The sequence below is a fragment of the Shinella sp. WSC3-e genome (genome assembly GCF_945994535.1).
GTDB classification, from domain to species: domain Bacteria; phylum Pseudomonadota; class Alphaproteobacteria; order Rhizobiales; family Rhizobiaceae; genus Shinella; species Shinella yambaruensis.
Genome location: NZ_OZ000534.1, coordinates 164758 through 186664 on the forward strand (window position 1 = coordinate 164758; position 21907 = coordinate 186664).

Consider the following 21907-nt stretch of genomic DNA (forward strand, 5'->3'; position numbering starts at 1 on the left):
CCGGCGCGGTTCACAATGACGCGACGGCTGTTGGAAGCGCTGGCGCCGAATACTGATCCTGTTGCCTGGCAATTCCGAGGAGCCATTTGTGGAACCTTTGGCCGAACGGCTTTTCAAGAGCGGTCCTGTCCCAGGCGAGATAGTAGCTTTCGGAAAGCTTCATGCGAATGTCGAAGGGAACGATCAAACTGCCCGAGGCAATCTCGTCCTGCACCATGGAAACCTGCGCGAGTACAAATCCGCGCCCATTGGCGGCCGCGTCGATGGCGCTGCTCGACAAGGTAAAAGAAAGGCCGGAAAAGGTCTGCCGGCCATCGGCATCGATGAGGCTTGCCCAGTCCTTCCATTGCGGCGACGCCTTGTAGTCTGCCTCCCATTCCACATTGAGCAGGGGAAATGTGAGGATGTCCTGCGGACAGCGCGGAGCGCCGTTTGCAATGAGCGCAGGCGAACAGACCGGCACGACCCAATCGGTGAACAGAACTGCTACGTGTTCGTGGGCGTAGGAACGCCGGCCGTAGGTGATGCGGAAATCCACCTCCTCCGCACCGAGGCGAGGTTCCTGTTCCTGGCCGAGGATGCGCACGTTCGAGCCCGGACAGAGCGACTGCCAATCGAAGATCTTGCGGCTGACCCAACGGCTGGCGACCGAGGACAGGGCGCTGAGCACGATGCCGCTTTCGTTGCGCGCACGCGTCAGGACATTGGCGGCGTGGGAAAGCTGCTGAAAACCCTTCGCAACCTCGCGATAATACAGCCGTCCCCAGGACGATAATTCCACCCGCCGGCCGCGCCGCTCCAGAAGCGTCAATCCAAGACATTGCTCCAGATTGCGCACCAGCTGGCTGACGGCTCCCGGCGACACGCCGAGGTCTTCCGCGGCAGCACTCACCGAGCCGCATCGTCCAATGGCTTCAAAGGCCTGCAAGCCACGCAAGGACGGGTTCGACATCTTTACGCATTCCTCCCGCGACGCATCCCAATTTAGATTTTCTAAAATAGAACGCAGCAGCTGGCAACTTGTTGGCGCCGAGAAAACAACGAACATTCGCTTATCAAAACGCAAGGAGAGCGAGATGTTTCTCAAGAATGCCTGGTACGTCGCGGCCTGGGATCACGAGGTAAGCCGCGAGCTGAAGCCCGTCACCATCCTCGGCGAAAAGATCGTTCTTTACCGCCGGCAGAATGGCCAGGCCGCCGCGCTGGAGGATGCCTGTCCCCATCGCAAGCTGCCGCTCTCCATGGGCCGCATCAAGGGCGACGACGTGGAATGCGGCTATCACGGCCTGACCTTCGACTGTTCGGGCACCTGCACCCGCGTTCCGGGTGCAGAGCGTATTCCCCATGTCGCCAAGGTGCGCTCCTACCCCGTTCACGAGCGCTACGGCCTGCTCTGGATATGGATGGGCGAGGCGGAAAAGGCCGACCCGAAGGACATTTTCGAGGTGGAGTATTTCGACGACCCGGCATGGGGCATCAATCGCGGCGAGTCCATGACGCTCAACTGCAACTACCTCTACATGACCGACAACCTGCTCGATCCGTCCCACGTCGCTTGGGTCCATCAATCGTCCTTCGCAAGCTCAGCCTGCGAGGAAACGCCGCTGGAGACGACCGTGAAGGACGATGGCGTGACCGTTTGGCGCTGGATGATCGACTCCGAACCGGCACCCTTTTATGCCCCCTTCCTGCAGTTCGAGGGCAATACGGACCGCAAGCAGCACTACGAGGTCCGCTACCCGAGCAACGCCATCATCAAGGCGATCTTCGCGCCGGCCCATACGGGCGGCGAAGGCCGCGCGCTGCCGGAAAACACCTTCCTCATGGACAGCTACAACTTCATGACGCCGGTCGATGAGAACCGCACCAAATACTACTGGTTCCAGATGCGCAATTTCGCGCCCGACGACGCCAAGGTTTCCGAGAGCTTCGCCAAGTCCGTGCGCGGCGCCTTCGAGGAGGACCGTATCGTACTGGAGGCCGTCCATCACGGGATGGCGAATATGCAGACGCCGAACCTCGACCTGAAGATCGACGTCGGCCCGATGCGCTTCCGCCGCAAGCTCGCCCAGATGATCGCTGCCGAGGCGCAAGCCGGGCCTGCCCACGCAGCGGCTGAGTAAGGATCGCCCGAATGCTGGACGCCGCGGCCTCGCGCTTCCGCCCCTTCGAAGTCATCTCGAAGGCACGCGAAAGCACCACCATCACGTCTTTCCGACTTGCCCCTCTCGACCGGCAGCACTGGCGGCCGTTCGAGGCCGGACAGTTCCTCACGATACGGGTTCCCGATAGCAAGGGTGGCCATGTCCTGCGCAACTATACGGTCTCCTCGTCCCCACGCGAGGAGGGCACGTATCGGATCACCGTGAAGCGTGAGGCCGCACCGTCGCAAGACGTGCCGGCGGGTGTGAGTTCGTGCTGGCTGCATGACGAGATCGAGCCCGGCGCCATCGTCGAGATCGACCTGCCGCGCGGCGCCTTCAAGCTGGACACGTCGAGCCGCCGGCCCGTCGTGCTGCTTTCCGGCGGCGTCGGGCTGACGCCGACGGTCTCGATGCTCGATGTGCTGGCGCGGGAAAGCAACCGTCCCGTCTGGTTCATCCACGCCTGCGACAGCGGGGCCGTCCATGCCCTGCGCGGCGAGGTCGAACAGCTTGCCGCCCTCAGACCCGGCGTCACCGTGCATTTCTGCTACCGTTTCGCAGAAAGCGCCGACCTCGACACGATGCGGTGCCATTCCGAAGGCTTCCTGACACGCGCCACCCTCCAGGAACTTCTGCCGCTCGACGATTACGACATCTACATGTGCGGCCCGCCCCCCTTCATGCAGGCGCTCTATGGTATTCTCACCGGCCTGGGCGTCCGCAAGGAACGTATCGCCTATGAGTTCTTCGGCCCGGCAAGCCTTCTCAAGGAAGCCGCGCAGACAACACCGCACCCCGTCAAGCCGCCCGCCGACGACCAATCCCCCGCAGGCGACGGACCTCATATCGTTCTTCAGAAATCCGGGCGCAGGCTCTCCTGGGACGGCACGAGCGAATCCATCCTTGCCTTCCTGGAGGCACAGGGCATCGAGCCGGAATTCTCCTGCCGGGCTGGGGTCTGCGGAACCTGCGAGCAGGGCCTCGTCTCCGGAGAGGTCGACTATTTCGAGGAGCCGCTGGACGTGATGCCGAGGGATCGGGTGCTGCTGTGCTGTACCCGGCCGAAATCCTCGCTCGTGCTCGATCTGTAGCGACTGTGACCAAGAGGCTGCGGCCTGAACCGGGGGGGGCCTCGCCACCCGAAGGAGAACCCGTGACGAAACTGCTCCGAGATGAAATTCCGCTCAACCCGCATGTCGCCGGTCTGCCGCCCTACAATGCCGGCATGAACATCGCCGCCGCGCAGAAGCACAGCGGCCGGCAGGACATCGCCGCGCTCGCCAGCAACGAGAACCCGGACGGCTGCTCGCCGAAGGTCGCCGCAGCCCTCGCCGGCCTCAATCCGGCGCGGTATTGCGATCCGGCCTGCACGACACTGCGCACGGCCCTCAGCCACAAGCTCGACGTTCCCGCAGACCGCATCGTCGTCGGCAACGGCTCGGAGGAGATGATCGCCGCGGCGTGCCGCGCCATTCTTCGTCCCGGCGCCTTCGTCGCGACGCTCTGTCCCGGCTTCGGCCTGCACGAGATAGAGGCGCTCGCCAACGGCGCGCGGGTCGAGAAGGTTGCCATGCGGCCGGACCTGGATTTCGACATTCCCGCGATCGTCGCCATGCTTACGCGCAAACCGGTGATCTTCTTTCTGTCGTCGCCGTCCAATCCCGTCGGGCCGGCGCTTAACCGTGACGGCCTCGAGCGTATTCTCTCGGCGGTTCCGCCACAAACGCTGCTCGTGCTGGACGAGGCCTATTTCGAGTTCACCGACGACGACATGCCCGACGGGCTGGCCGCCCTCGCAAAGACCGATCTCTCCTGGGTGGTGCTGCGGACCTTCTCCAAGGCCTATGGGCTTGCCGGCCTGCGTGTCGGCTATGCCGTGACGTCGGACCTGCGCCTGGCGCGCGCCATGACCGCCGCCAAGACACCGTTCAACGTCAATGCCGCCGCGCAGACCGCCGCACTCGCTGCACTCGAAGACGAAGCATGGATGCGCGCATCGGTCGCCGCACTGAAGCAGGAACGACAGCGGGTCTCCCAGCGCGTCGCAGCCCTCGGCTTTCGCGTCGCCGGATCGCAGACGAACTTCCTCTTCATCGATGTCGGCTGGGACAGCCGGGCGGCGCTGGATCACTTCCTGTCGAAGGGGATCATCATCAAGCCGTGGAAGGAAGCCGGCTACGAAACCTTCATCCGCGTGACGATCGGCAGCCGCTCCGAAAACGACCGCTTCATCGAGGCGCTGACCGCTCTCGCCACGGAGTGACGCGCCGCAGCGCCGCTCCAATCCGACAAGACAGAACAGGGGGTCAATCTACGGCCCGAGGGAACGAACCATGAGCGCAAACGCAAGTCTGCCCAAAGCGAACCGGGAGCCACATCGCATGTCCTCATTGACGCCATCCGGTCTCTTTTCCGGCGACTACTCGGCTCTCCGCACCCGGTTCCTGGCCGCCGCGCGCACCGCCGGGGCGAGCCTCGTCGAATATCTGCATCCGCTGCATGGTCCAGACGGCGAGCGGCTTGCGACCGATGTCGCCTATCTCGGCCGCAACGATGCCCGCAAGCTCATGGTGCTGATTTCCGGCACCCATGGGGTCGAAGGTCCGTTCGGTTCGGCCTGCCAGACCGCCTGGCTCTCCCAGAACACGCCCTGGCAGCTTCCCGACGATACCGCCGTGCTCGCGATCCATCTCATCAATCCCTGGGGCAGCGCATGGTCGCGCCGGGTGAACGAAGACAATGTCGACCTCAACCGCAATTTTATCGACTGGCAAAAAGCACCGCCGAAAAACGAACCGTACGGCGCCTTGCACGGCGCGCTCGTCTGTTCCGCCCTGGAGGGGCCGGACCACGACGCGGCAGCGGAGACCTATGAGGCGGCCAAGCGGCAAGCCGGCGGCTATGCCGGCCTCGCCCCAATCATCGAAGCTGGCCAATACGATTTTCCGGATGGGCTGTTCTATGGTGGCGATGGCCCGGTCTGGTCCAACCGCACGCTCATCGACATCCTCTCCACCTTCGCGCAGCAGGCGGCCGAGGTCGTCGTTTTCGACCTTCATACGGGCGCCGGTCCCTATGGTTATCCGGCGCTGCTGTCGGTCGCTGAAAGTGAGCACGCCGGGCTGGACTGGGGGCGGAGCATCTTCGGCCCCACACTCTCGGTCGTCGTCACCGGTGCGAACGCGACAACAGATACCGGCATTGCCGCGACCGCAACCGGTTATGTTTCTGCGGCCGTGCGGACCGCGCTGCCGAAGGCCCGCGTCCTGCCGCTGGTGGTCGAATGCGGCACGCTGGACGGCGCCACCGTTTCCGACGCGGTGCAAGCAGACAACTGGCTTCATCTGTTCGGCAAGGTCGACACGCCGCTCGGCGGCAGGATCAAGGAAACCCTGCGCGCCGCCTTCATCCCCGAGGATGCGGACTGGCAGCGCACATGCCTTGCCGCATCGCTGCGCCATTTCGATCGCGCCTTCGCCGACCTCAAGGCGGTTGGCGGCGCCGGCCCGGAAAAGACCGTTCCGGCAGCAGCGGCTGTTACCGTCGTCACCCATCCCGACGTAAACGGCCCGAGGCTTGCCGAACGGCCGGCGATCGAGGTGCACGGCATCCACAAGCGTTTCGGCATCCTGCCTGTGCTGAACGGCGTCAGCGTCTCCGCGCAGCCGGGCGAGGTCGTGTCGATGATCGGCTCTTCCGGCTCGGGGAAAAGCACCTTCCTGCGCTGCATCAACCTGCTTGAACAGCCGAACGACGGACGCATCGTCATCGACGGCGAGGAAATCCGCATGAAGAAAACGGCGGACGGCAATGCCGTTCCGGCCGACATGCGGCAGGTCGAGCGCATCCGCTCGCGGGTCGGCATGGTGTTCCAGAACTTCAATCTCTGGCCGCACATGACCGTGCTCGAAAACATCGTCGAGGCGCCGCTGCATGTGCTGAAGGAAGAGCGGCAGGCGGCCGTCGATCACGCTCACGCTTTGCTGAAGAAGGTCGGGCTCTCCGACAAGCACGCGCAATATCCCGGCCAGCTCTCGGGCGGCCAGCAGCAGCGCGCCGCCATCGCCCGCACGCTTGCGATGCGCCCGAAACTCATCCTGCTCGACGAACCGACCTCAGCACTCGATCCCGAGCTGGTCGGCGAAGTGCTGCGGGTGATCCGGCAACTGGCCGAAGAAGGAAACACGATGATCCTTGTGACGCACGAAATGCAGTTCGCGCGCGAGGTCTCGCACAAGATCCTCTTCCTCCATCAGGGAAAGGTGGAGGAAGAGGGTGCCCCGGCGGAGATTTTCACCAATCCGCGCTCCGAACGCATGCGCCAGTTCCTGGCCCGGACGTTCTGACAGCCGCCGGCCTCACCCACCCGACAACGAAGCTCAATATGGGGAACCACAACATGAAGCTGAAAAGTCTGTTGCTCGCCACGCTCTTTGCCACCGGCCTCACCACGGCGCAGGCCGCGGAAGGCGAATTGTCGATCGGAACGGAAGGCGCTTATCCGCCTTGGAGCATGGCCGATGCCGTCGGCAACGTCACCGGCTTCGATGCCGATGTCGGCAACCTGCTCTGCGCCAAGCTGGAAATGAAGTGCCAGTTCGTCGTGCAGGCCTTCGACGGCCTCATTCCGGCACTGAAGGCCAAGCGTTTCGACGCCATCATTTCGGGCATGTCGATCACCGAGGACCGCAAGAAGGAGATCAACTTCTCCATCGGCTATGCCGAACTCGCCAACATGTTCGTCGCGCCGAAGACGTCCGACCTTGCCGGCATCAAGGATTTCGACAGCCTGATCAAGGCGCTCGACGGCAAGAAGGTCGGCGTGCAGGCCGGCACGACCCATGCCCACTACCTTGAGAAGAACGTGCCGAACGCCGACCTGAAGACCTATGACACGCTCGACCAGATGCAGATCGACCTCGCCAGCGGCCGCGTCGATACGGCCTTTTCGGACGCGTCCGCGATGGAGGATTTCCTCGCCAAGCCGGAGGGCAAGGATTTCCAGCTGGTGGACGTCAAGATCGCCAGCTCTTCCGATCCGACGCTCGGCGAAGGCATCGGCGTCGGCATCGCCCAGGAAAACACCGAGCTGAAGGCGCGCATCGACAAGGCGCTTTGCGAACTTGTCGCCGACGGCTCTATCGGCAAGGCGAGCCAGACCTGGTTCAAGACGGACATTTCCCGCCCCTGCAAGTAACGCCGACATGGTGTCTCCCGGATATCCTCCGGGAGACACCGCCTCCGACAGGATAACAGACAGGTTTGGGCGGGCCCGATGGAATTTGGATTATGGCAGGTATGGGAGGGCGGCTGGATCGCCGCAATCCTGCGCGGCGCGGCGATCACCATCGCCGTCGGTATCGCGAGCATGGCCTTCGGCATTGTCATCGGCATTGCCTGCGGCCTGATCAAATGGGCGCGGCTCTTCCCGCTGACGCTGGCGGTGGATTTCTACACGTCGATCGTGCGCGGCGTGCCGGAGCTCCTGATCATCTATCTTCTCTTCTTCTCCTCCGTCGAATTCGTCGGGCAGGTCGCCGCCGCCTTCGGCTATGAAGGACTGGCCGGCAACGGCTATGCCTTCATCATCGCCGTTATCGCGATCGCGGCCATATCCGGCGCCTATTCCACCGAAGTCGTGCGCGGCGCGCTTGCCGCCGTTCCTGGTGGCCATATCGAGGCGGCGCGTGCGCTCGGCATTCCCGGCAGACGCATCTTCCGCCGGATCATCGCACCGCAGATGCTGCGGATTGCCGTGCCCGGCATGAACAATGTCTGGCAGACGACCATCAAGGATACCGCCCTCGTCTCCGTCGTCGGCCTGCAGGAATTGATGCGTGCCGCCTTCGTCGGCGCCGGCTCCACCCGCCATCCCTTCATTTTCTATTTCATCGCGGCTGTCGTCTATCTCGTCATCACGCTGGTCAGCCAGGGTGGTTTCGACCGGATCGAGCGCCTTCTGCGCCCCCGCACGAGGACATAGGCCATGGATCTCGATCTCATCCAGCTTGCCGTTCCGACCCTTGCCAAGGGATTGTGGCTGACCGCCGTCCTGACACTGGCAGCCGTCGCCGTCGGCTTCAATCTCGGCCTCGCGCTCGCCGTCATGCGGCTTTCGAAAAACCGGTTTGTCAGTGGCTTCGCCAAGGGCTACAGCACCGTCTTCCGGGGAACGCCGCTGCTCGTTCAGCTCTTCCTCTTCTACTACGGCCTCGGCCAGATTGCCTTCGTGCGCGACAATCCCGTCCTCTGGTGGATCGTCGGCGACGGTGTTCATTGCGCCGTGATGGCGCTGGCGCTCAACACCGCCGCCTATACGTCGGAGATCCTGCGCGGCGGCCTCCTGTCGATACCTGGTGGCCTCGTCGAGGCGGCGCAGGCCTGCGGGATGTCGCGACTCCTGTGTTTTCGCCGGATCACGTTTCCGCTCGCCATAAGGCAGGCCTTGCCGGCCTATGGCAACGAACTCGTGCTCGTCGTCAAGGGAACGAGCCTTGCCTCGACCATCACCGTGCTGGAAATCACCGGCCATGCGAAACGCCTGATGAGCCAGACCTATGCGATCCTCGAGGTCTTCGCCATCGCCGGCGTGCTGTACCTCCTGATCAATCTGGTGCTGATCACCCTCGTCCGGCTGCTTGAAGCCCGCCTGACGCGCTACCTGCCGCGATAACCAAATCTCCGAAACGACGGACACTCTGGAAGGAAAGACCATGGACGTACGCGCCGCCGTTGCCGTTCAGGCCGGAAAACCGCTTGAAATCATGACCGTACAGCTCGAAGGCCCGCGCGCCGGCGAAGTGCTGGTCGAGGTGAAGGCGACGGGCATCTGCCACACCGACGATTTCACCCTGTCGGGCGCCGATCCGGAAGGCCTCTTCCCGGCCATCCTCGGCCATGAGGGTGCGGGCATCGTCGTCGACGTCGGCCCGGGCGTCACCTCGGTGAAGAAGGGTGACCACGTCATTCCGCTCTACACGCCGGAATGCCGCGAATGTTACTCGTGCCTGTCACGCAAGACCAATCTCTGCACCTCGATCCGCGCCACCCAGGGCCAGGGCCTGATGCCCGACGGCACCTCGCGCTTCTCGATCGGCAAGGACAAGATCCACCATTACATGGGCTGCTCGACCTTTTCGAACTTCACGGTCCTGCCGGAGATCGCGCTCGCCAAGGTCAACCCGGACGCGCCCTTCGACAAGATCTGCTACATCGGCTGCGGCGTGACGACCGGCATCGGCGCGGTCATCAACACGGCCAAGGTCGAGATCGGCTCGACGGCCATCGTCTTCGGCCTCGGCGGCATCGGCCTCAACGTGCTGCAGGGCCTGCGCCTTGCCGGCGCGGACATGATCATCGGCGTCGACATCAACCCCGACCGCAAGGCATGGGGCGAAAAGTTCGGCATGACGCATTTCGTCAATCCGAAGGAAGTCGGCGAGGACATCGTGCCGTACCTCGTCAACATGACGAAGCGAAACGGCGACCTGATCGGCGGCGCCGACTACACCTTCGACTGCACGGGCAACACCAAGGTAATGCGCCAGGCGCTCGAAGCCTCGCATCGCGGCTGGGGCAAGTCGGTCATCATCGGCGTTGCCGGCGCCGGCCAGGAGATCTCGACGCGCCCGTTCCAGCTCGTCACCGGCCGCAACTGGATGGGCACCGCCTTCGGCGGCGCGCGCGGCCGCACCGACGTGCCGAAGATCGTCGACTGGTACATGGAGGGCAAGATCCAGATCGATCCGATGATCACGCACACGATGCCGCTCGAGGACATCAACAACGGCTTCGAACTCATGCACAAGGGTGAGAGCATCCGCGGCGTGGTGGTATACTGAGCGCGGGTTCAAGACCGCCTGCACCTCGCAATCCATGCATTTGCACCGCCGCGCCAGCGCTGGCGGTGCCTGTTATCGGCCGCGCATGCCGCGCCGGCCATGAAGGAGGAGAAACCCATGCCAAGTATCGCGATACACCCATCCGTCGACAACGGGTTCAAAGCGACCGATGCCACCTTTTCCGGCGGCACGCTCGTCTGCAACTGCGCGAGCAATCCGGTCAAGGTCCGCGTCAAGGGCGACATCGCCCATAACCACGCCTGCGGCTGCACCAAGTGCTGGAAGCCGGACGGCGCCGTCTTCTCGGTCGTCGCCGTCGCCTCGACCGACAATGTCAAGGTCGTCGAAAACGGCGACAAGCTCGCGGTCGTCGATCCGGCCGCTCTCATCCAGCGCCATGCCTGCAAGGCATGCGGCGTGCATATGTACGGCCCGGTCGAGCGCGATCATCCGTTCAAGGGCCTGTCCTTCGTGCATCCGGAACGTTTTGAAGAGAGCGGCTGGGCCAAGCCCGGATTTGCGGCCTTTGTCTCCTCGATCATCGAAAGCGGCTACGATCCGGCACAGATGGACAGCGTTCGCACCCGGCTGCGGGAGCTCGATCTCGCACCCTACGACTGCCTCAACCCCGCCTTGATGGACTACATCGCCACCTGGACGGCGAAGAAAAACGGCACGCTTCACGCCTAAATGCCCTGAGCTTCCCAAGGCCAGCCTCTCCCATTTTCCCGATGCCATCGACAGGACCTGTCCAATGCACCGTCTGAAGCCCGAATTCACCGTCGAAATCCATACCATCGTCGGTGCGGGAAATTTCAGGGAGGGAGAGGCGGTCGCCATGATCGATTACGGCGTGGCCCCGGAAAATCTCGACGCCGGCGCCGTCGTCCTCCCCGGCACGACCGGGGAGGTTGCCGCCATCGTCCAATGCTGCCGCGCCCACGGCGTCCCACTTGTCACGCATGGCGGGCGAACCGGGCTCGTGGGCGGCGGGATGTCTAAATCGGGCGAACTGGTACTCTCCACCGCCCGCCTCAATCGCATCCTGCATCTCTGCCCCGTCGAGCGCGTTGTGGTGGTCGAGGCCGGCGTGACGCTGCAGGCGCTGCAGGTGGCTGCCGCGGAGCATCGCCTTGAACCGGGGATCGATCTGCCATCCCGCGGCTCGGCGACGATCGGCGGCATGACCTCGACGAATGCCGGCGGGATTTCGGCCTTCCGGTCGGGGGTCATGCGGCATCGCATTCTGGGACTGGAGGCCGTGCTGGCGGATGGCTCGGTCTATTCCGACCTGACCCGCGTTGTGAAAAACGCCGCCGGCTATGATCTGAAACATCTGTTTGTCGGTGCGGAAGGCACGCTCGGCGTGATAACGCGGATTGCCGTCAAGCTCGAACCCCAGCCTTTGGCCACCGCGACAGTCCTGTTCGGCCTGGCGTCTGTGGATGCAGCACTTGAGACGGTGCGCCGGGGGCTCGATGCCGAATACGGCCATCTGCGCGCCGCCGAAGCGGTCTGGCACAGCTATTTCCGCCTGACCTCCAGCCACCATCACTGGTCGGCGGCCGACTACGCCACCGATCATCCCGTCAACCTCCTGATGACGCTCGGTGGCGCGGACGAGACCGCCTTGCAATCGGAACTCGCGCGCATCTACGAGGATGTGGTTGCCGTTCATCCCGACACCTCGGCCGTCATCGCCTTTTCGGGCGCGCAGGAGGCCGATCTCTGGCGGCTTCGCGAGGACACGGACCTCATCTATCGGCAGCATCCGGGCGCGCCATCCTACGACGTCTCCATTCCCCTCTCGCAGGTCGCGTCCTATCTCGAACGGTGCCTCACTGATCTGAAGGCGATCGATGCCGCGCTCGATCCCTATGTCTTCGGCCATCTAGCCGACGGAAACCTCCACATCGTCCTCAACAGCACCGGCGGCGACATTCCGGCCGAAAAGGCGCGTGCCGTCGAGGAGGCGATCTACCGGGGCATCGGAGAGCTGGGCGGGTCGTTTTCTGCCGAACACGGGATCGGCGCGAAGCGGGTGGCGCCGCTATCGGCTTTGTCCAACCCGGCAAAACTCGCCCTGATGCACCGGATCAAGGGCGCGCTCGACGCGCCGGCACTTCTCAATCCCGGAAAGGTGCTCGGGGCAGGCAGGATCTAGTTGTTTGATCCGGTGGTTTGATGGTGCGATCCTTTCCTTGGAATGGAAGGATGCCCTATGGGACAAATTCGTCACGGAAGCGCCACGACCACGCACGCTGTCCGAGCAGCAATACAGCGATCGCAAGCTTCGCTCGCGCAACTGAGCAGGGAGTTGGGCATCAACCCCAAGACCGTTGCGAAGTGGCGCAAGCGTGCGACGGTCGAGGATATGAAGACGGGGCCGTCAGAGCCGCGGTCCACCGTCCTCACCGAAGCCGAAGAGGCGATGGTCGTGGCATTCCGGCGTCATACGCTTCTGCCCTTAGACGATTGTCTTTACGCCCTGCAGCCCTCGATCCCTCACCTGACACGATCCGCACTGCACCGGTGCCTACAACGGCATGGCATATCGCGCCTGCCTGATGTGGAAAGGCGACAAGCCGAAGCGGTCGAAGTTCAAGCGCTACCCCATAGGGTTCTTCCATATCGACATCGCCGAGGTTCAGACCACTGAAGGCAAACTATATTTGTTCGTCGGTATTGACCGCACGAGCAAGTTCGCCGTGACCCAACTCGTCGACAAGGCCGACAGGAAGACCGCCTGGGAATTCCTTCAGCATATGCTCGAAGCCGTGCCCTACCAGGTCCATACCATTCTCACCGATAACGGCATCCAGTTCGCAGAGCAGCCTCGGAACCGGAATACCATCTACTCCCGGCCAATGCGCTTCGACATGATCTGCGAGGCCAACGGGATCGAGCACAGGCTAACCAAACCTAACCATCCATGGACCAATGGCCAGGTCGAACGGATGAACCGCACGATCAAGGAGGCCACCGTCAAGCGCTTCCATTATGACAGCCACGACCAGCTGCGAACACACCTCGCCGACTTCATGGCGGCCTACAACTTCGCACGAAGGCTCAAGACCCTCGGCGGTCTCACGCCATATGAATACATCTGCAAGGTCTGGACCTCAGAGCCAGATCGATTCATCCTGAACCCGATCCACCAGATGCCGGGACTGAACAGCTAGATCACATCGATCCCGCAGGAACCCGGTCGAGCGATACGAGGCGCTCCCGGGTCTTCCCTATCCGCCATCCAGACCGCAAGATTTAAGGGGTTGTCTTGCGCGGGTGCCAAAGACAGATCATTGATATCGCGAAGGCACTGGGAAAGCAGGTCGTCGCCGAGGGCGTTGAAACGGTGACAGAACTCCACGCGCTACGAGAACTCGGCTGTAGCTATGGCCAGGGGTTCCTGTTCGGCCGGCCCGCCCGCGCATCTGATTTACGAGTTTCGCCCGACTAACGGACAGGAACACGGGTCGTGTCCCATCAGTTGGTGTAGCTCGGCGATAATGAAGCCGCTCGCGAGCGCGCCGTTGGTAGCGCTGTAGCGAGTGAGCGGCGTGTGGGTGGTCATCGGCGCTTTCCGGTAGGGTTTGGTTGTTGACGCCAACCCATTTCGGAAGGACCACCGATGACCGATGACATGATGAACCTGCGCACGCTCGTGGAGATGTCAACGATTATCCCGCACTTCTTCGAGCACGGCGGAAACGTGACCGTTGGGGGAAAGAGGAAAAGCGCCTGTATCGTCGGCATCGCTGGCGTTCGGAAGGTTTCCATGGCGAGGCGAAATCCTGGCATGGTCTCGCACGGGCTGTGCGCCGCGGCCTGGAGAACATGCGCATCCAGTCCTTCCTGACCGCTATGGCGATCAACCTGAAGCGGCTTGCCGCCGCCTTTTTATTATTCTGGAGCCTTATCTGGCGCTCCATTTATCAAGAAAAGCGCCCCGGTAGATCGCCGGGCAGCGACCTCAGGTTCTTGGGTCAGCCTATCAGTGCAACAATTTGCTGAGGACCGCCTTCATAGGAATATGAGTTCTTCAACAGCCCCCGCGTCCACTTCATGAGGAACGTGTTGGCCCACGCCGGCAAGAGCGGGCGCAGGGTCGTCTCGGCCTTCATCGCCACCGCTTTCGCTCAGGAGACGCCCGAGGCAGCGTGCGTTCGGCAGCCGGCTCGGCACGCGATAAAGCGCCGGCGCGCGCTGCAGCCCGGCCCTGCGGGCGAGTTCGGCCAGGGCCGCGACGAGATCGGGGGCATCACGACCGGTGAGCCACTGCGCCTGATAGGCCGAGAGGAGCAGCCGGCGTGGCAGCGCGGGCGCAAACAGGAGCCCCCCGACCATCGCGAGCGCCATGAGGAGACCGGTCTCGGGTCCGACGACCGCTGTCACCGAGATCCAGGCAATCGCGGCCATGAGCCCGAGCAGCAGCGCCGATTGCACGAAATTGAGCAGGCGGTGGCTGGCGGAGGCCGCGGTCATCGTGTCTCGTGGCCTCCGAGTTCGCGCCGGTCCTGATCGCGCACCAGCCAGTGGACAGCGCCGAGCGCAAGCGCCGCGCCCGCGAGTGCGGCAATCTTGGATGATTCCGTCTCGCCGAGGTCGAGGATGATGAATTTGCGCGCGATGGCGAGGAGCGCGATCAGCACGATCGTGCGGACTTGGAGGATCCCGAAGCTGCGTTCGGTCGCAACAAGAAGGGAGCGCTTGAACTCGAGCGCGATCACCACGGTGAAGATCATGCCGAACACCACCTGGAAGGTGGCGTAGTCGAGAGTGTCGAATGCCCCCAGAAGCAAGCGGTTCACGACTTCGCGCATCAGCGCCCAGACCGACGCCACGACGATCGCCGCAATGATGAAGCTGAGGACGAGGATGACAACTTGCTCGAACTTCTCGTAGAGCGTCATCGCCGACCATTGTTCACGGGTCAGCCCAGATCGCTGCAAGTCTTTCATGATTGCCTCTCGAAAGCCGCCCTGGAGAGACAAGCTCCCCGGGGCTTTGCCAGACGGTGCGATATCGCACGGAGCGGAGGGGACGCCGCAAACCGGCGACACCCAATGTGGCAAATCAGCCGTTCTTGACCTCGATGCGCTTGACCTTCGCCTGCGCCTCGGGAGTCTGGGGCAGCTTGATCGTCAGAACCCCGTTCTTGAAGGATGCCTGCGCCTTTTCGCCATCCACACCGGGAGGGAGCGGAATTGTCCGGTAGATCGCGCCGTAGCTGCGCTCGGACAGGTAATACCCCTTCTTCTCCACCTGGCGCTCGATCTTCTTCTCCCCCTTCACAGTCAACATGTCATCGTTGACCGTCACCTCGATGTCCTTCATCTCCATGCCCGGCAGCTCGATCGACACTTCGATCGCGTTGTCGGTCTCGACCATGTCGGATTTGGCTTCGCCGCTGCCCCAGGGCCATTCGAACTGACCGACCCGGTTCCAAAAGTTCTCGAACACATGGTTCATTTCGCGCTGGAGTGTCGCGATCGGGTTATCTTCGCTGCTCTTGGAATCTGGCGCGCCGTCCTTGCGCGCCCAGGGAATGAGGTCTTTGATCTGCATGATATGGTCTCCTTCGGTTTTCAGACGCCCTTGACGGCGATCCTTTTCGGCTGCGCTTCAGGGGCTCGGGGGAGCGTCAGGGTCAGGACACCTCCACGCATCTCGGCTTCGATCCTGTCGGGGTCGAAGTCCTCGGAAAGCGTGAAGGCACGCTCGAAATCGCCCTCGCCATATTCGGCATAGGCAAGTTCGAGGTTTTCCGGCCGCACCGGGTCAACCTTGCCGCGGATCGTCAACACACGATTTTCGAGCGTGATTTCGACCGCATCGGCGGCGACCCCAGGCATTTCAAGCATCATGGAGACACCCTGATCGGTCTCGACGATATCGGTCAGCGGACGGTAGATGCGGCCGCCGGCGGCGGTTTCAGGCGCGTCGGTCGGCGTCTTTTCGGCGGCTTGCGTGATGTCGGTGCTCATCGTTCCAGCTCCTCTCAGGCTGCCTTGATCTCGATTTTCTTCGGCCTTTCTTCCTCGGGCCGGGAGATGACGATCCGCAATACGCCGTTCGTCATCCTCGCCTCGACCTTGTCATCCGAAGCCGCGAATGGCAGGCGGATCGCGCGTGAAAACCTGCCGTAACCGCGTTCGTTGCGGTGCCAGCGCGCACCGTCGGGAACCTCGGGCGCCTTGCGTTCGCCCGAAAGCGTCAGGACGTTGTCCTTGACCGAAATTTCAATGTCGCCCGGTTCGATGCCGGGAAGTTCAGCGGCGATGGCAACGGCCTCAGGGCCTTGCCAGACATTCACCGCCGGGAACGCCGTGCGGGACGGCGGCCAGAAACCGCGGTCGAGATCGCGCATCATGGAGCGCATCAGCGCAAAGGGATCGCTGCGGCGCAGATATGTCGGGTAGCATTGCTGGCCTCCTGTTGCTGATCGATGCCCCCGAACCGTCGGCATGGAGGGGCCGGGCAACGGTGCCGGCCGGATGTGGGTTCGGAGACCGCCCATCAAGATAGGCGGCTCCATTTATTATGCAAGCATGTATGATGCGTGCATTGCACTTTGGATGGAGTGCGGTCTATCCTGTGTCTCATGCAACCGGAGGAAGGATACCCATGATCTCTTCGGACATCGCGCTGATCGGGACGACGATCCACCGGGTCGCGCAGCTCATCCAGCAGCGGATCGACCAAGACATCCGCGACAGCGGCCTGACCCGCTTGTCCTGGATGGCGGCGGCGCATGTCGAGGATGCGCCCGGGCTGACCATCGTCGATCTGGCCGACCGACTTGAGGTCGGCCCGGCCACTGCGGGCCAGCTCGTCGATCGCATGGTCCGGGGCGGCTGGGTCGAGCGGTCGCCCTCGCTCGACGACAGGCGGTCGCAGATCGTCACCGCAACGTCGAAGGCCCGGGCGATGCTGGAGGAACTCGCGCCGCGGCAATCGGCGCTCGAACATGAAATCCTGCAGGATCTGTCGGCGGACGAAAGGCGCGCCCTGCTGGCGCTGCTCGAGCGGATCAGGGCGCGGCTCGGGCGCCGGTGAAAGGGACAAGCGACATGGAAAGGAAGACCGAATACAACATCTGGTACTGGGTGGTGGCTTTCATAGCCGTGCTTTTCATCCAGAACCTGATCGCCGGCTGGCAATCCGTCGCGCCGATCAGCTACAGCCAGTTCGAGAAATATCTCGCTGACGGGAAAATTTCCTCTGTCGCGGTCGGGGCAGACACTATCACAGGCACCTTCGCCGAACCGGTCGACGGCAAGAAGCAGTTTGTGACGACCGTAGTGAATCCCGCAATCCTGGAGCGGATAGACCGGTCAGGTATCGAGATCACTGGCGTTCCGCAAAACACTTTTCTCGGCACGCTGATTTCCTGGGTGGCGCCAGCGCTTGTCTTCTTCGGAATCTGGATGCTGCTGTTCCGCAAGTTCGCCGACAAGCAGGGTTTTGGCGGCTTCATGCAGGTCGGCCGCAGCAAGGCCAAAGTTTACATGGAAAAGGAAACCGGCGTCAGCTTCGCCGACGTGGCCGGTGTGGACGAGGCCAAGGCCGAGCTCGAGGAGGTCGTGGAGTTCCTCAGGAACCCCGCCGAATACGGAAAGCTGGGCGCACATATCCCCAAAGGCATATTGCTCGTCGGGCCGCCGGGAACCGGCAAGACGCTTCTGGCGCGCGCGGTGGCAGGCGAGGCCGGCGTGACCTTCTTTTCGATCTCGGGATCAGAGTTCGTCGAGATGTTCGTGGGCGTCGGTGCCGCACGGGTGCGCGACCTGTTCGAGCAGGCCCGGAAATCGGCCCCGGCAATCATCTTCATCGACGAACTCGACGCTCTTGGGAGGGCGCGCTCCTCCGGCCAGATTGCCGGTGGCCATGATGAGCGTGAGCAGACGCTGAACCAGCTTCTGACCGAGCTCGACGGCTTCGACCCTGCAGTGGGCATCGTGCTCCTGGCCGCCACCAACCGACCCGAGATTCTCGACCCCGCGCTGCTGCGTGCGGGACGCTTCGACCGTCAGGTGCTGGTGGACCGGCCCGACAAGACGGGGCGTGTGCAGATCTTGAACGTGCACATGAAGAAAGTGACGCTCGCCCCAGACGTCGATGCCGAGAAGGTCGCAGCTCTTACTCCCGGCTTTTCCGGCGCGGATCTTGCCAATCTCGTCAACGAGGCAGCATTGCTCGCCACGCGCCGCAAGGCTGATGCGGTGACGATGGACGACTTCAACAATGCGTTGGAACGCATCATCGCCGGGTTGGAAAAGAAGAACCGCGTGCTCAATCCGCGCGAACGCGAGATCGTGGCGCACCACGAGATGGGGCACGCGCTGGTGGCGATGGCTCTGCCGGGGGTGGACCCGGTGCACAAGGTCTCGATCATACCGCGCGGGATTGGCGCGCTCGGCTACACCATCCAGCGCCCGACCGAGGACCGCTTCCTGATGACGCGGGAGGAACTCGAAAACAAGATCGCAGTCCTGCTTGGCGGGCGCGCAGCAGAGAAGATCATCTACGATCATGTCTCGACCGGGGCGGCGGACGATCTGGTCAAGGCGACCGACATCGCCCGCGCCATGGTCGCGCGGTACGGGATGGACGAAGAACTCGGGCATGTCAGCTACGACAGCGATCGGCCCGGCTTTCTCGGCACCGGCGACCAGTCGTCCTGGCTGAACCGCCGTTACAGCGACGCCACTGCTGAGCGGATGGACGCGAAGGTGCGCGACATCGTGGATGGCGTGTTCAAGCGCACCCTCACCCTTCTTGAAACCAATCTGGATCTTCTCGAGCAATCGGCGCAGGATCTCCTGCAAAGAGAGACACTGGACGAGCCCAATCTTGTGGCAATTGGGGCCAAGTTGAAAAGAACGGAAGCGGTCGCTGCGTGACACTGTCACTAGCGCAGATGATCGGCGAACAACCCTGACTGGATAATGAAAACGGAGAAGACGAATGGCAAACGGAGCTTGCGATATTTGCGGTCGCCCGGCGACGGCGCGCGTGCGCGCCTCGGTGAACGGCAGGGTTCAGAACATGGAGCTGTGCGATCAGCACTACAGCGAAATGGCGCGCCGGTCGGGGCGCAGTGCCTCGCCGCTTGAGTCCCTGTTCGGACGGCGTTCCCTTCTTGACGAATTCTTCGGCGAGAGCGGTTTCGGCAGCCTCTTTGGTGACAGTCCGCTGCGAGGCGGCACGCTCGGCTCTATGGGTGATGGCGATGACGCTGTCGTCGACGCCACTGTCGGCGAGGGCGCGCCGCGGCGTGGATCGCGGCGCGGCGGCGGACGCACCATCGCCGACCGGCTGAGCGAACAGGGCAACAAGCTGCTGCAGGATGCAGCACAGAAGGCCGGGGAATTCGGGCGCAGCGAGGTCGATACCGAACATCTGCTTCTGGCATTGACCTCGTCTGACGTCGTCAAGACGATCCTGGAACAGTTCAAGGTCGATGTGGACGATCTGCGCCGCCAGATCGAGAAGGAAGCGAAGCGTGGAGACGCCAAGACGGAAGGCGAAATCGGCGTAAGCCCTCGCCTGAAGGACGCGCTGAACCGGGCCTTCATCGCCTCGAACGAACTCGGCCATTCCTATGTCGGTCCCGAGCACCTTCTGATCGGACTTGCCGAGGAAGGTGAAGGCCTGGCCGCGGCGATGCTGCGCAAGCTGGGGTTGACGCCGCAGGCGCTGCGTCAGCAGGTGACGAAGGTGGTCGGCAAGGGAGCCGAGGAAGGCCGCGTCGAGACTCCGTCGAACACCCCCGATCTCGACCAGTTCAGCCGTGACCTGACGAAGCTTGCCCGCGATGGCAAGCTCGATCCCGTCATCGGCCGCGCCCGCGAGATCGAGACGACGATCGAAGTGCTGGCCCGCCGGAAAAAGAACAACCCGGTGCTGATCGGCGAGCCCGGCGTGGGCAAGACCGCCATCGTCGAGGGACTTGCACAACGGATCGTCGCGGGCGAAGTGCCCGAGGCGCTGCGCGACAAGCGGCTGGTCGAGCTCAACATCAACTCGATGGTGGCCGGGTCGAAGTATCGCGGCGAGTTCGAGGAGCGAGTCCAGAAGATCCTCAAGGAGATCACCGAGGAGAAGGACAGCCTGATCCTGTTCATCGACGAGATGCACACCATCGTCGGCGCCGGCCAGGGCGGTGGCGAAGGTGGTCTCGACATCGCCAACACCTTCAAGCCGGCGCTGGCGCGGGGCGAGCTGAACCTGATCGGCGCGACGACGCTCAACGAGTACCAGAAATACATCGAGAAGGACGCGGCGCTCGAGCGACGGTTCCAGCCGGTTTATGTGGACGAGCCCACGGTCGCACAGACGATCATGATTCTGCGCGGGCTGCGCGACACGCTCGAAAGCCACCACAAGGTGACGATCACCGATGAGGCGATCATCGCCGCCGCGGAGCTTTCGGATCGCTATATCACCGGTCGCTTCATGCCCGACAAGGCGATCGACCTGATCGACCAGGCCGCGGCGCGGGTGAAGATCTCGGCCACTGCGCGGCCCGTGGACGTGCAGGAACTCGAAGCCGAGGTCGCGCAGATCAAGCGCGAACAGGACTATGCCGCAGCCCGCAAGCAATTCGACCGAGCAGCAGAACTGAAGAAGGAGCTGGAGCAGAAGCAGAAGGAGCTGGACGAGCTTCTGGAGATCTGGAAGCGCGATCAGGCTTCGGCGACCGCCGAGGTGCGCGCCGATCACGTCGCGCAGATCGTCTCCAAGATCACCGGCGTTCCGGTCACGGACCTGACCACCGAGGAGAAGGACAAGCTCCTCAAGCTCGAGGAGAAGCTGCACGAGCGCGTCATCGGCCAGGAAGAAGCGATCCGCGCCGTGGCCGATGCGGTGCGGCTGGCGCGTGCGGGTCTGCGCGATGGTTCCGGTCCGACTGCGACCTTCCTGTTTCTCGGGCCAACCGGGGTTGGCAAGACGGAACTGGCCAAGACGCTCGCGGAGGTGATCTTCGGCGACCAGGATGCGCTGATCCGTATCGACATGTCGGAGTATGGCGAGCGCCACTCGGTTGCCCGGTTGGTTGGCGCACCTCCGGGCTACGTCGGATACGACGAAGGCGGGCAGCTGACGGAGAAGGTGCGCCGTCGGCCCTACTCGGTCGTGCTCCTCGACGAGATCGAAAAGGCGCATCCCGATGTCTACAACATCCTGCTTCAGGTGTTCGACGATGGCCGCCTGACAGATGGCAAGGGCCGCGTGGTGGACTTCACTAACACCATCATCATCGCCACCTCGAACCTCGGTTCGGACATCATCCAGCGCAACCTCACGAAACGCGGCAGCAGTGAGTTCGACGAGGCCAAGCAGAAATCCGAACTGATGGAGGTGTTGCGCGGTCATTTCCGGCCAGAGTTCATCAACCGGATCGACGAGATCATCGTCTTTCATTCGCTGAATCAGTCGGAGATCCGCCAGATCGTCGAGTTGCAGCTCAACCGGGTGAAGCGGACCGCCCTTACCCAGGGCGTCGAACTCGAATTCGACGTGAGCGTCGTGGATCACTTCGGCGCGGTCGGCTTCCGCCCCGAATTCGGTGCCCGCGAGCTACGCCGGCTGATCCGGTCGGAGCTGGAGACCGAGTTGGCTCGCGAACTGCTCTCGGGGCGGATCGAGGATGGCGACAAGGTCCGCGTCGCCTGGTCAGCGGACGAACAGAAGGTCGTGTTCGAAAAGATCGCAAGGGACACCGGTGACGACAGCCCGGACGATCAAGCCAAGGCCGGTATCGAGGAGCCCAGCGAAGTTGCCGAAAACAAGACGGACGTTCCGAAGCCCAGCGTTGGGGATGAGGTGCAGTCCAAGGACGACAAGTCCGCCGAGTGACAGCGCAAAAGACTGGCCCGGCGCGATATCGGTCGCGCCGGACCATCTCTTCGGAGA

At 63.0% G+C, this 21907-nt stretch carries 20 protein-coding genes and 2 pseudogenes; 16 read left to right on the forward strand and 6 right to left on the reverse strand.

Translation table 11 applies throughout. The features are described 5' to 3' along the window. Positions 1-10: 10 nt before the first annotated feature. Positions 11-952: a LysR substrate-binding domain-containing protein gene (locus AABF56_RS31380; RefSeq protein WP_023513006.1), complete on the reverse strand. Its 942-nt coding sequence runs from the start codon at positions 950-952 to the stop codon at positions 11-13. A gap of 124 nt (positions 953-1076) precedes the next feature. On the opposite strand from AABF56_RS31380, the gene AABF56_RS31385 reads away from it, so the two are divergent. From AABF56_RS31385 to AABF56_RS31445, 13 genes and pseudogenes are all read left to right on the forward strand, one after another. Continuing rightward, positions 1077-2123 carry an aromatic ring-hydroxylating dioxygenase subunit alpha gene (locus AABF56_RS31385; RefSeq protein ID WP_035228497.1) on the forward strand — a complete coding sequence of 349 codons (1047 nt, stop codon included), beginning with the start codon at positions 1077-1079 and terminating at the stop codon, positions 2121-2123. Between the two features lie 11 nt (positions 2124-2134). After that, positions 2135-3235: an FAD-binding oxidoreductase gene (locus tag AABF56_RS31390; protein ID WP_024271188.1), complete on the forward strand. Its 1101-nt coding sequence runs from the start codon at positions 2135-2137 to the stop codon at positions 3233-3235. A 134-nt stretch (positions 3236-3369) separates the two neighbouring features. Further along, positions 3370-4407, forward strand: a complete 1038-nt coding sequence (gene hisC, locus AABF56_RS31395; protein ID WP_145926141.1) for a histidinol-phosphate transaminase — start codon at positions 3370-3372, stop codon at positions 4405-4407. Between the two features lie 118 nt (positions 4408-4525). Then, on the forward strand, positions 4526-6490 hold the full coding sequence (locus AABF56_RS31400) for a DUF2817 domain-containing protein (RefSeq protein ID WP_024271187.1): 1965 nt from the start codon (positions 4526-4528) through the stop codon (positions 6488-6490). A 53-nt stretch (positions 6491-6543) separates the two neighbouring features. Then, positions 6544-7341 carry a transporter substrate-binding domain-containing protein gene (locus AABF56_RS31405; RefSeq protein WP_023515447.1) on the forward strand — a complete coding sequence of 266 codons (798 nt, stop codon included), beginning with the start codon at positions 6544-6546 and terminating at the stop codon, positions 7339-7341. Between the two features lie 78 nt (positions 7342-7419). Then, positions 7420-8127, forward strand: a complete 708-nt coding sequence (locus AABF56_RS31410; RefSeq protein WP_023515446.1) for an ABC transporter permease — start codon at positions 7420-7422, stop codon at positions 8125-8127. A gap of 3 nt (positions 8128-8130) precedes the next feature. Then, positions 8131-8817 carry an ABC transporter permease gene (locus AABF56_RS31415; RefSeq protein WP_023515445.1) on the forward strand — a complete coding sequence of 229 codons (687 nt, stop codon included), beginning with the start codon at positions 8131-8133 and terminating at the stop codon, positions 8815-8817. Between the two features lie 40 nt (positions 8818-8857). Beyond that, positions 8858-9985 carry an S-(hydroxymethyl)glutathione dehydrogenase/class III alcohol dehydrogenase gene (locus AABF56_RS31420; RefSeq protein ID WP_023515444.1) on the forward strand — a complete coding sequence of 376 codons (1128 nt, stop codon included), beginning with the start codon at positions 8858-8860 and terminating at the stop codon, positions 9983-9985. Positions 9986-10102: 117 nt separating this feature from the next. After that, positions 10103-10675, forward strand: coding sequence for an S-(hydroxymethyl)glutathione synthase (gfa, locus tag AABF56_RS31425; RefSeq protein WP_023515443.1), 573 nt, complete (start codon positions 10103-10105; stop codon positions 10673-10675). A gap of 64 nt (positions 10676-10739) precedes the next feature. Next, positions 10740-12149, forward strand: coding sequence for an FAD-binding oxidoreductase (locus AABF56_RS31430; protein WP_064334482.1), 1410 nt, complete (start codon positions 10740-10742; stop codon positions 12147-12149). A 57-nt stretch (positions 12150-12206) separates the two neighbouring features. Beyond that, positions 12207-13167, forward strand: a pseudogene (locus tag AABF56_RS31435) (IS481 family transposase). Positions 13168-13262: 95 nt separating this feature from the next. Next, positions 13263-13445, forward strand: a complete 183-nt coding sequence (locus AABF56_RS31440) for an EAL domain-containing protein (RefSeq protein ID WP_081870565.1) — start codon at positions 13263-13265, stop codon at positions 13443-13445. 218 nt (positions 13446-13663) lie between these two features. After that, positions 13664-13999, forward strand: a pseudogene (locus AABF56_RS31445) (transposase); the annotation flags it as partial. Between the two features lie 9 nt (positions 14000-14008). Here the strand turns inward: AABF56_RS31445 and AABF56_RS31450 are convergent. From AABF56_RS31450 to AABF56_RS31470, 5 genes are all read right to left on the reverse strand, one after another. Next, positions 14009-14470: a hypothetical protein gene (locus AABF56_RS31450; protein WP_024270363.1), complete on the reverse strand. Its 462-nt coding sequence runs from the start codon at positions 14468-14470 to the stop codon at positions 14009-14011. Then, a complete protein-coding gene (locus tag AABF56_RS31455) occupies positions 14467-14946 on the reverse strand; it encodes a phosphate-starvation-inducible PsiE family protein (RefSeq protein WP_272809019.1) in 480 nt (159 codons plus the stop codon). Before AABF56_RS31455 ends, AABF56_RS31450 begins: the two co-directional genes overlap by 4 nt. Before the next feature lie 115 nt (positions 14947-15061). Further along, entirely contained in the window at positions 15062-15553 is a 492-nt protein-coding gene (locus AABF56_RS31460) for an Hsp20/alpha crystallin family protein (protein WP_272809020.1), read from the reverse strand. A 20-nt stretch (positions 15554-15573) separates the two neighbouring features. Next, positions 15574-15972 carry an Hsp20/alpha crystallin family protein gene (locus AABF56_RS31465; RefSeq protein WP_272809021.1) on the reverse strand — a complete coding sequence of 133 codons (399 nt, stop codon included), beginning with the start codon at positions 15970-15972 and terminating at the stop codon, positions 15574-15576. A gap of 14 nt (positions 15973-15986) precedes the next feature. After that, a complete protein-coding gene (locus AABF56_RS31470) occupies positions 15987-16358 on the reverse strand; it encodes an Hsp20/alpha crystallin family protein (protein ID WP_272809022.1) in 372 nt (123 codons plus the stop codon). A 254-nt stretch (positions 16359-16612) separates the two neighbouring features. Here AABF56_RS31470 and AABF56_RS31475 point away from each other — a divergent pair, with 254 nt between their 5' ends. From AABF56_RS31475 to AABF56_RS31485, 3 genes are all read left to right on the forward strand, one after another. After that, entirely contained in the window at positions 16613-17044 is a 432-nt protein-coding gene (locus tag AABF56_RS31475; protein ID WP_272809023.1) for a MarR family winged helix-turn-helix transcriptional regulator, read from the forward strand. 14 nt (positions 17045-17058) lie between these two features. Further along, a complete protein-coding gene (gene ftsH, locus AABF56_RS31480; RefSeq protein WP_092156205.1) occupies positions 17059-18891 on the forward strand; it encodes an ATP-dependent zinc metalloprotease FtsH in 1833 nt (610 codons plus the stop codon). A 64-nt stretch (positions 18892-18955) separates the two neighbouring features. Next, the gene (locus tag AABF56_RS31485; RefSeq protein WP_272809024.1) at positions 18956-21850 is read left to right on the forward strand and encodes an ATP-dependent Clp protease ATP-binding subunit; all 2895 of its coding nucleotides are present in this window, start codon (positions 18956-18958) and stop codon (positions 21848-21850) included. Positions 21851-21907: the final 57 nt, after the last annotated feature.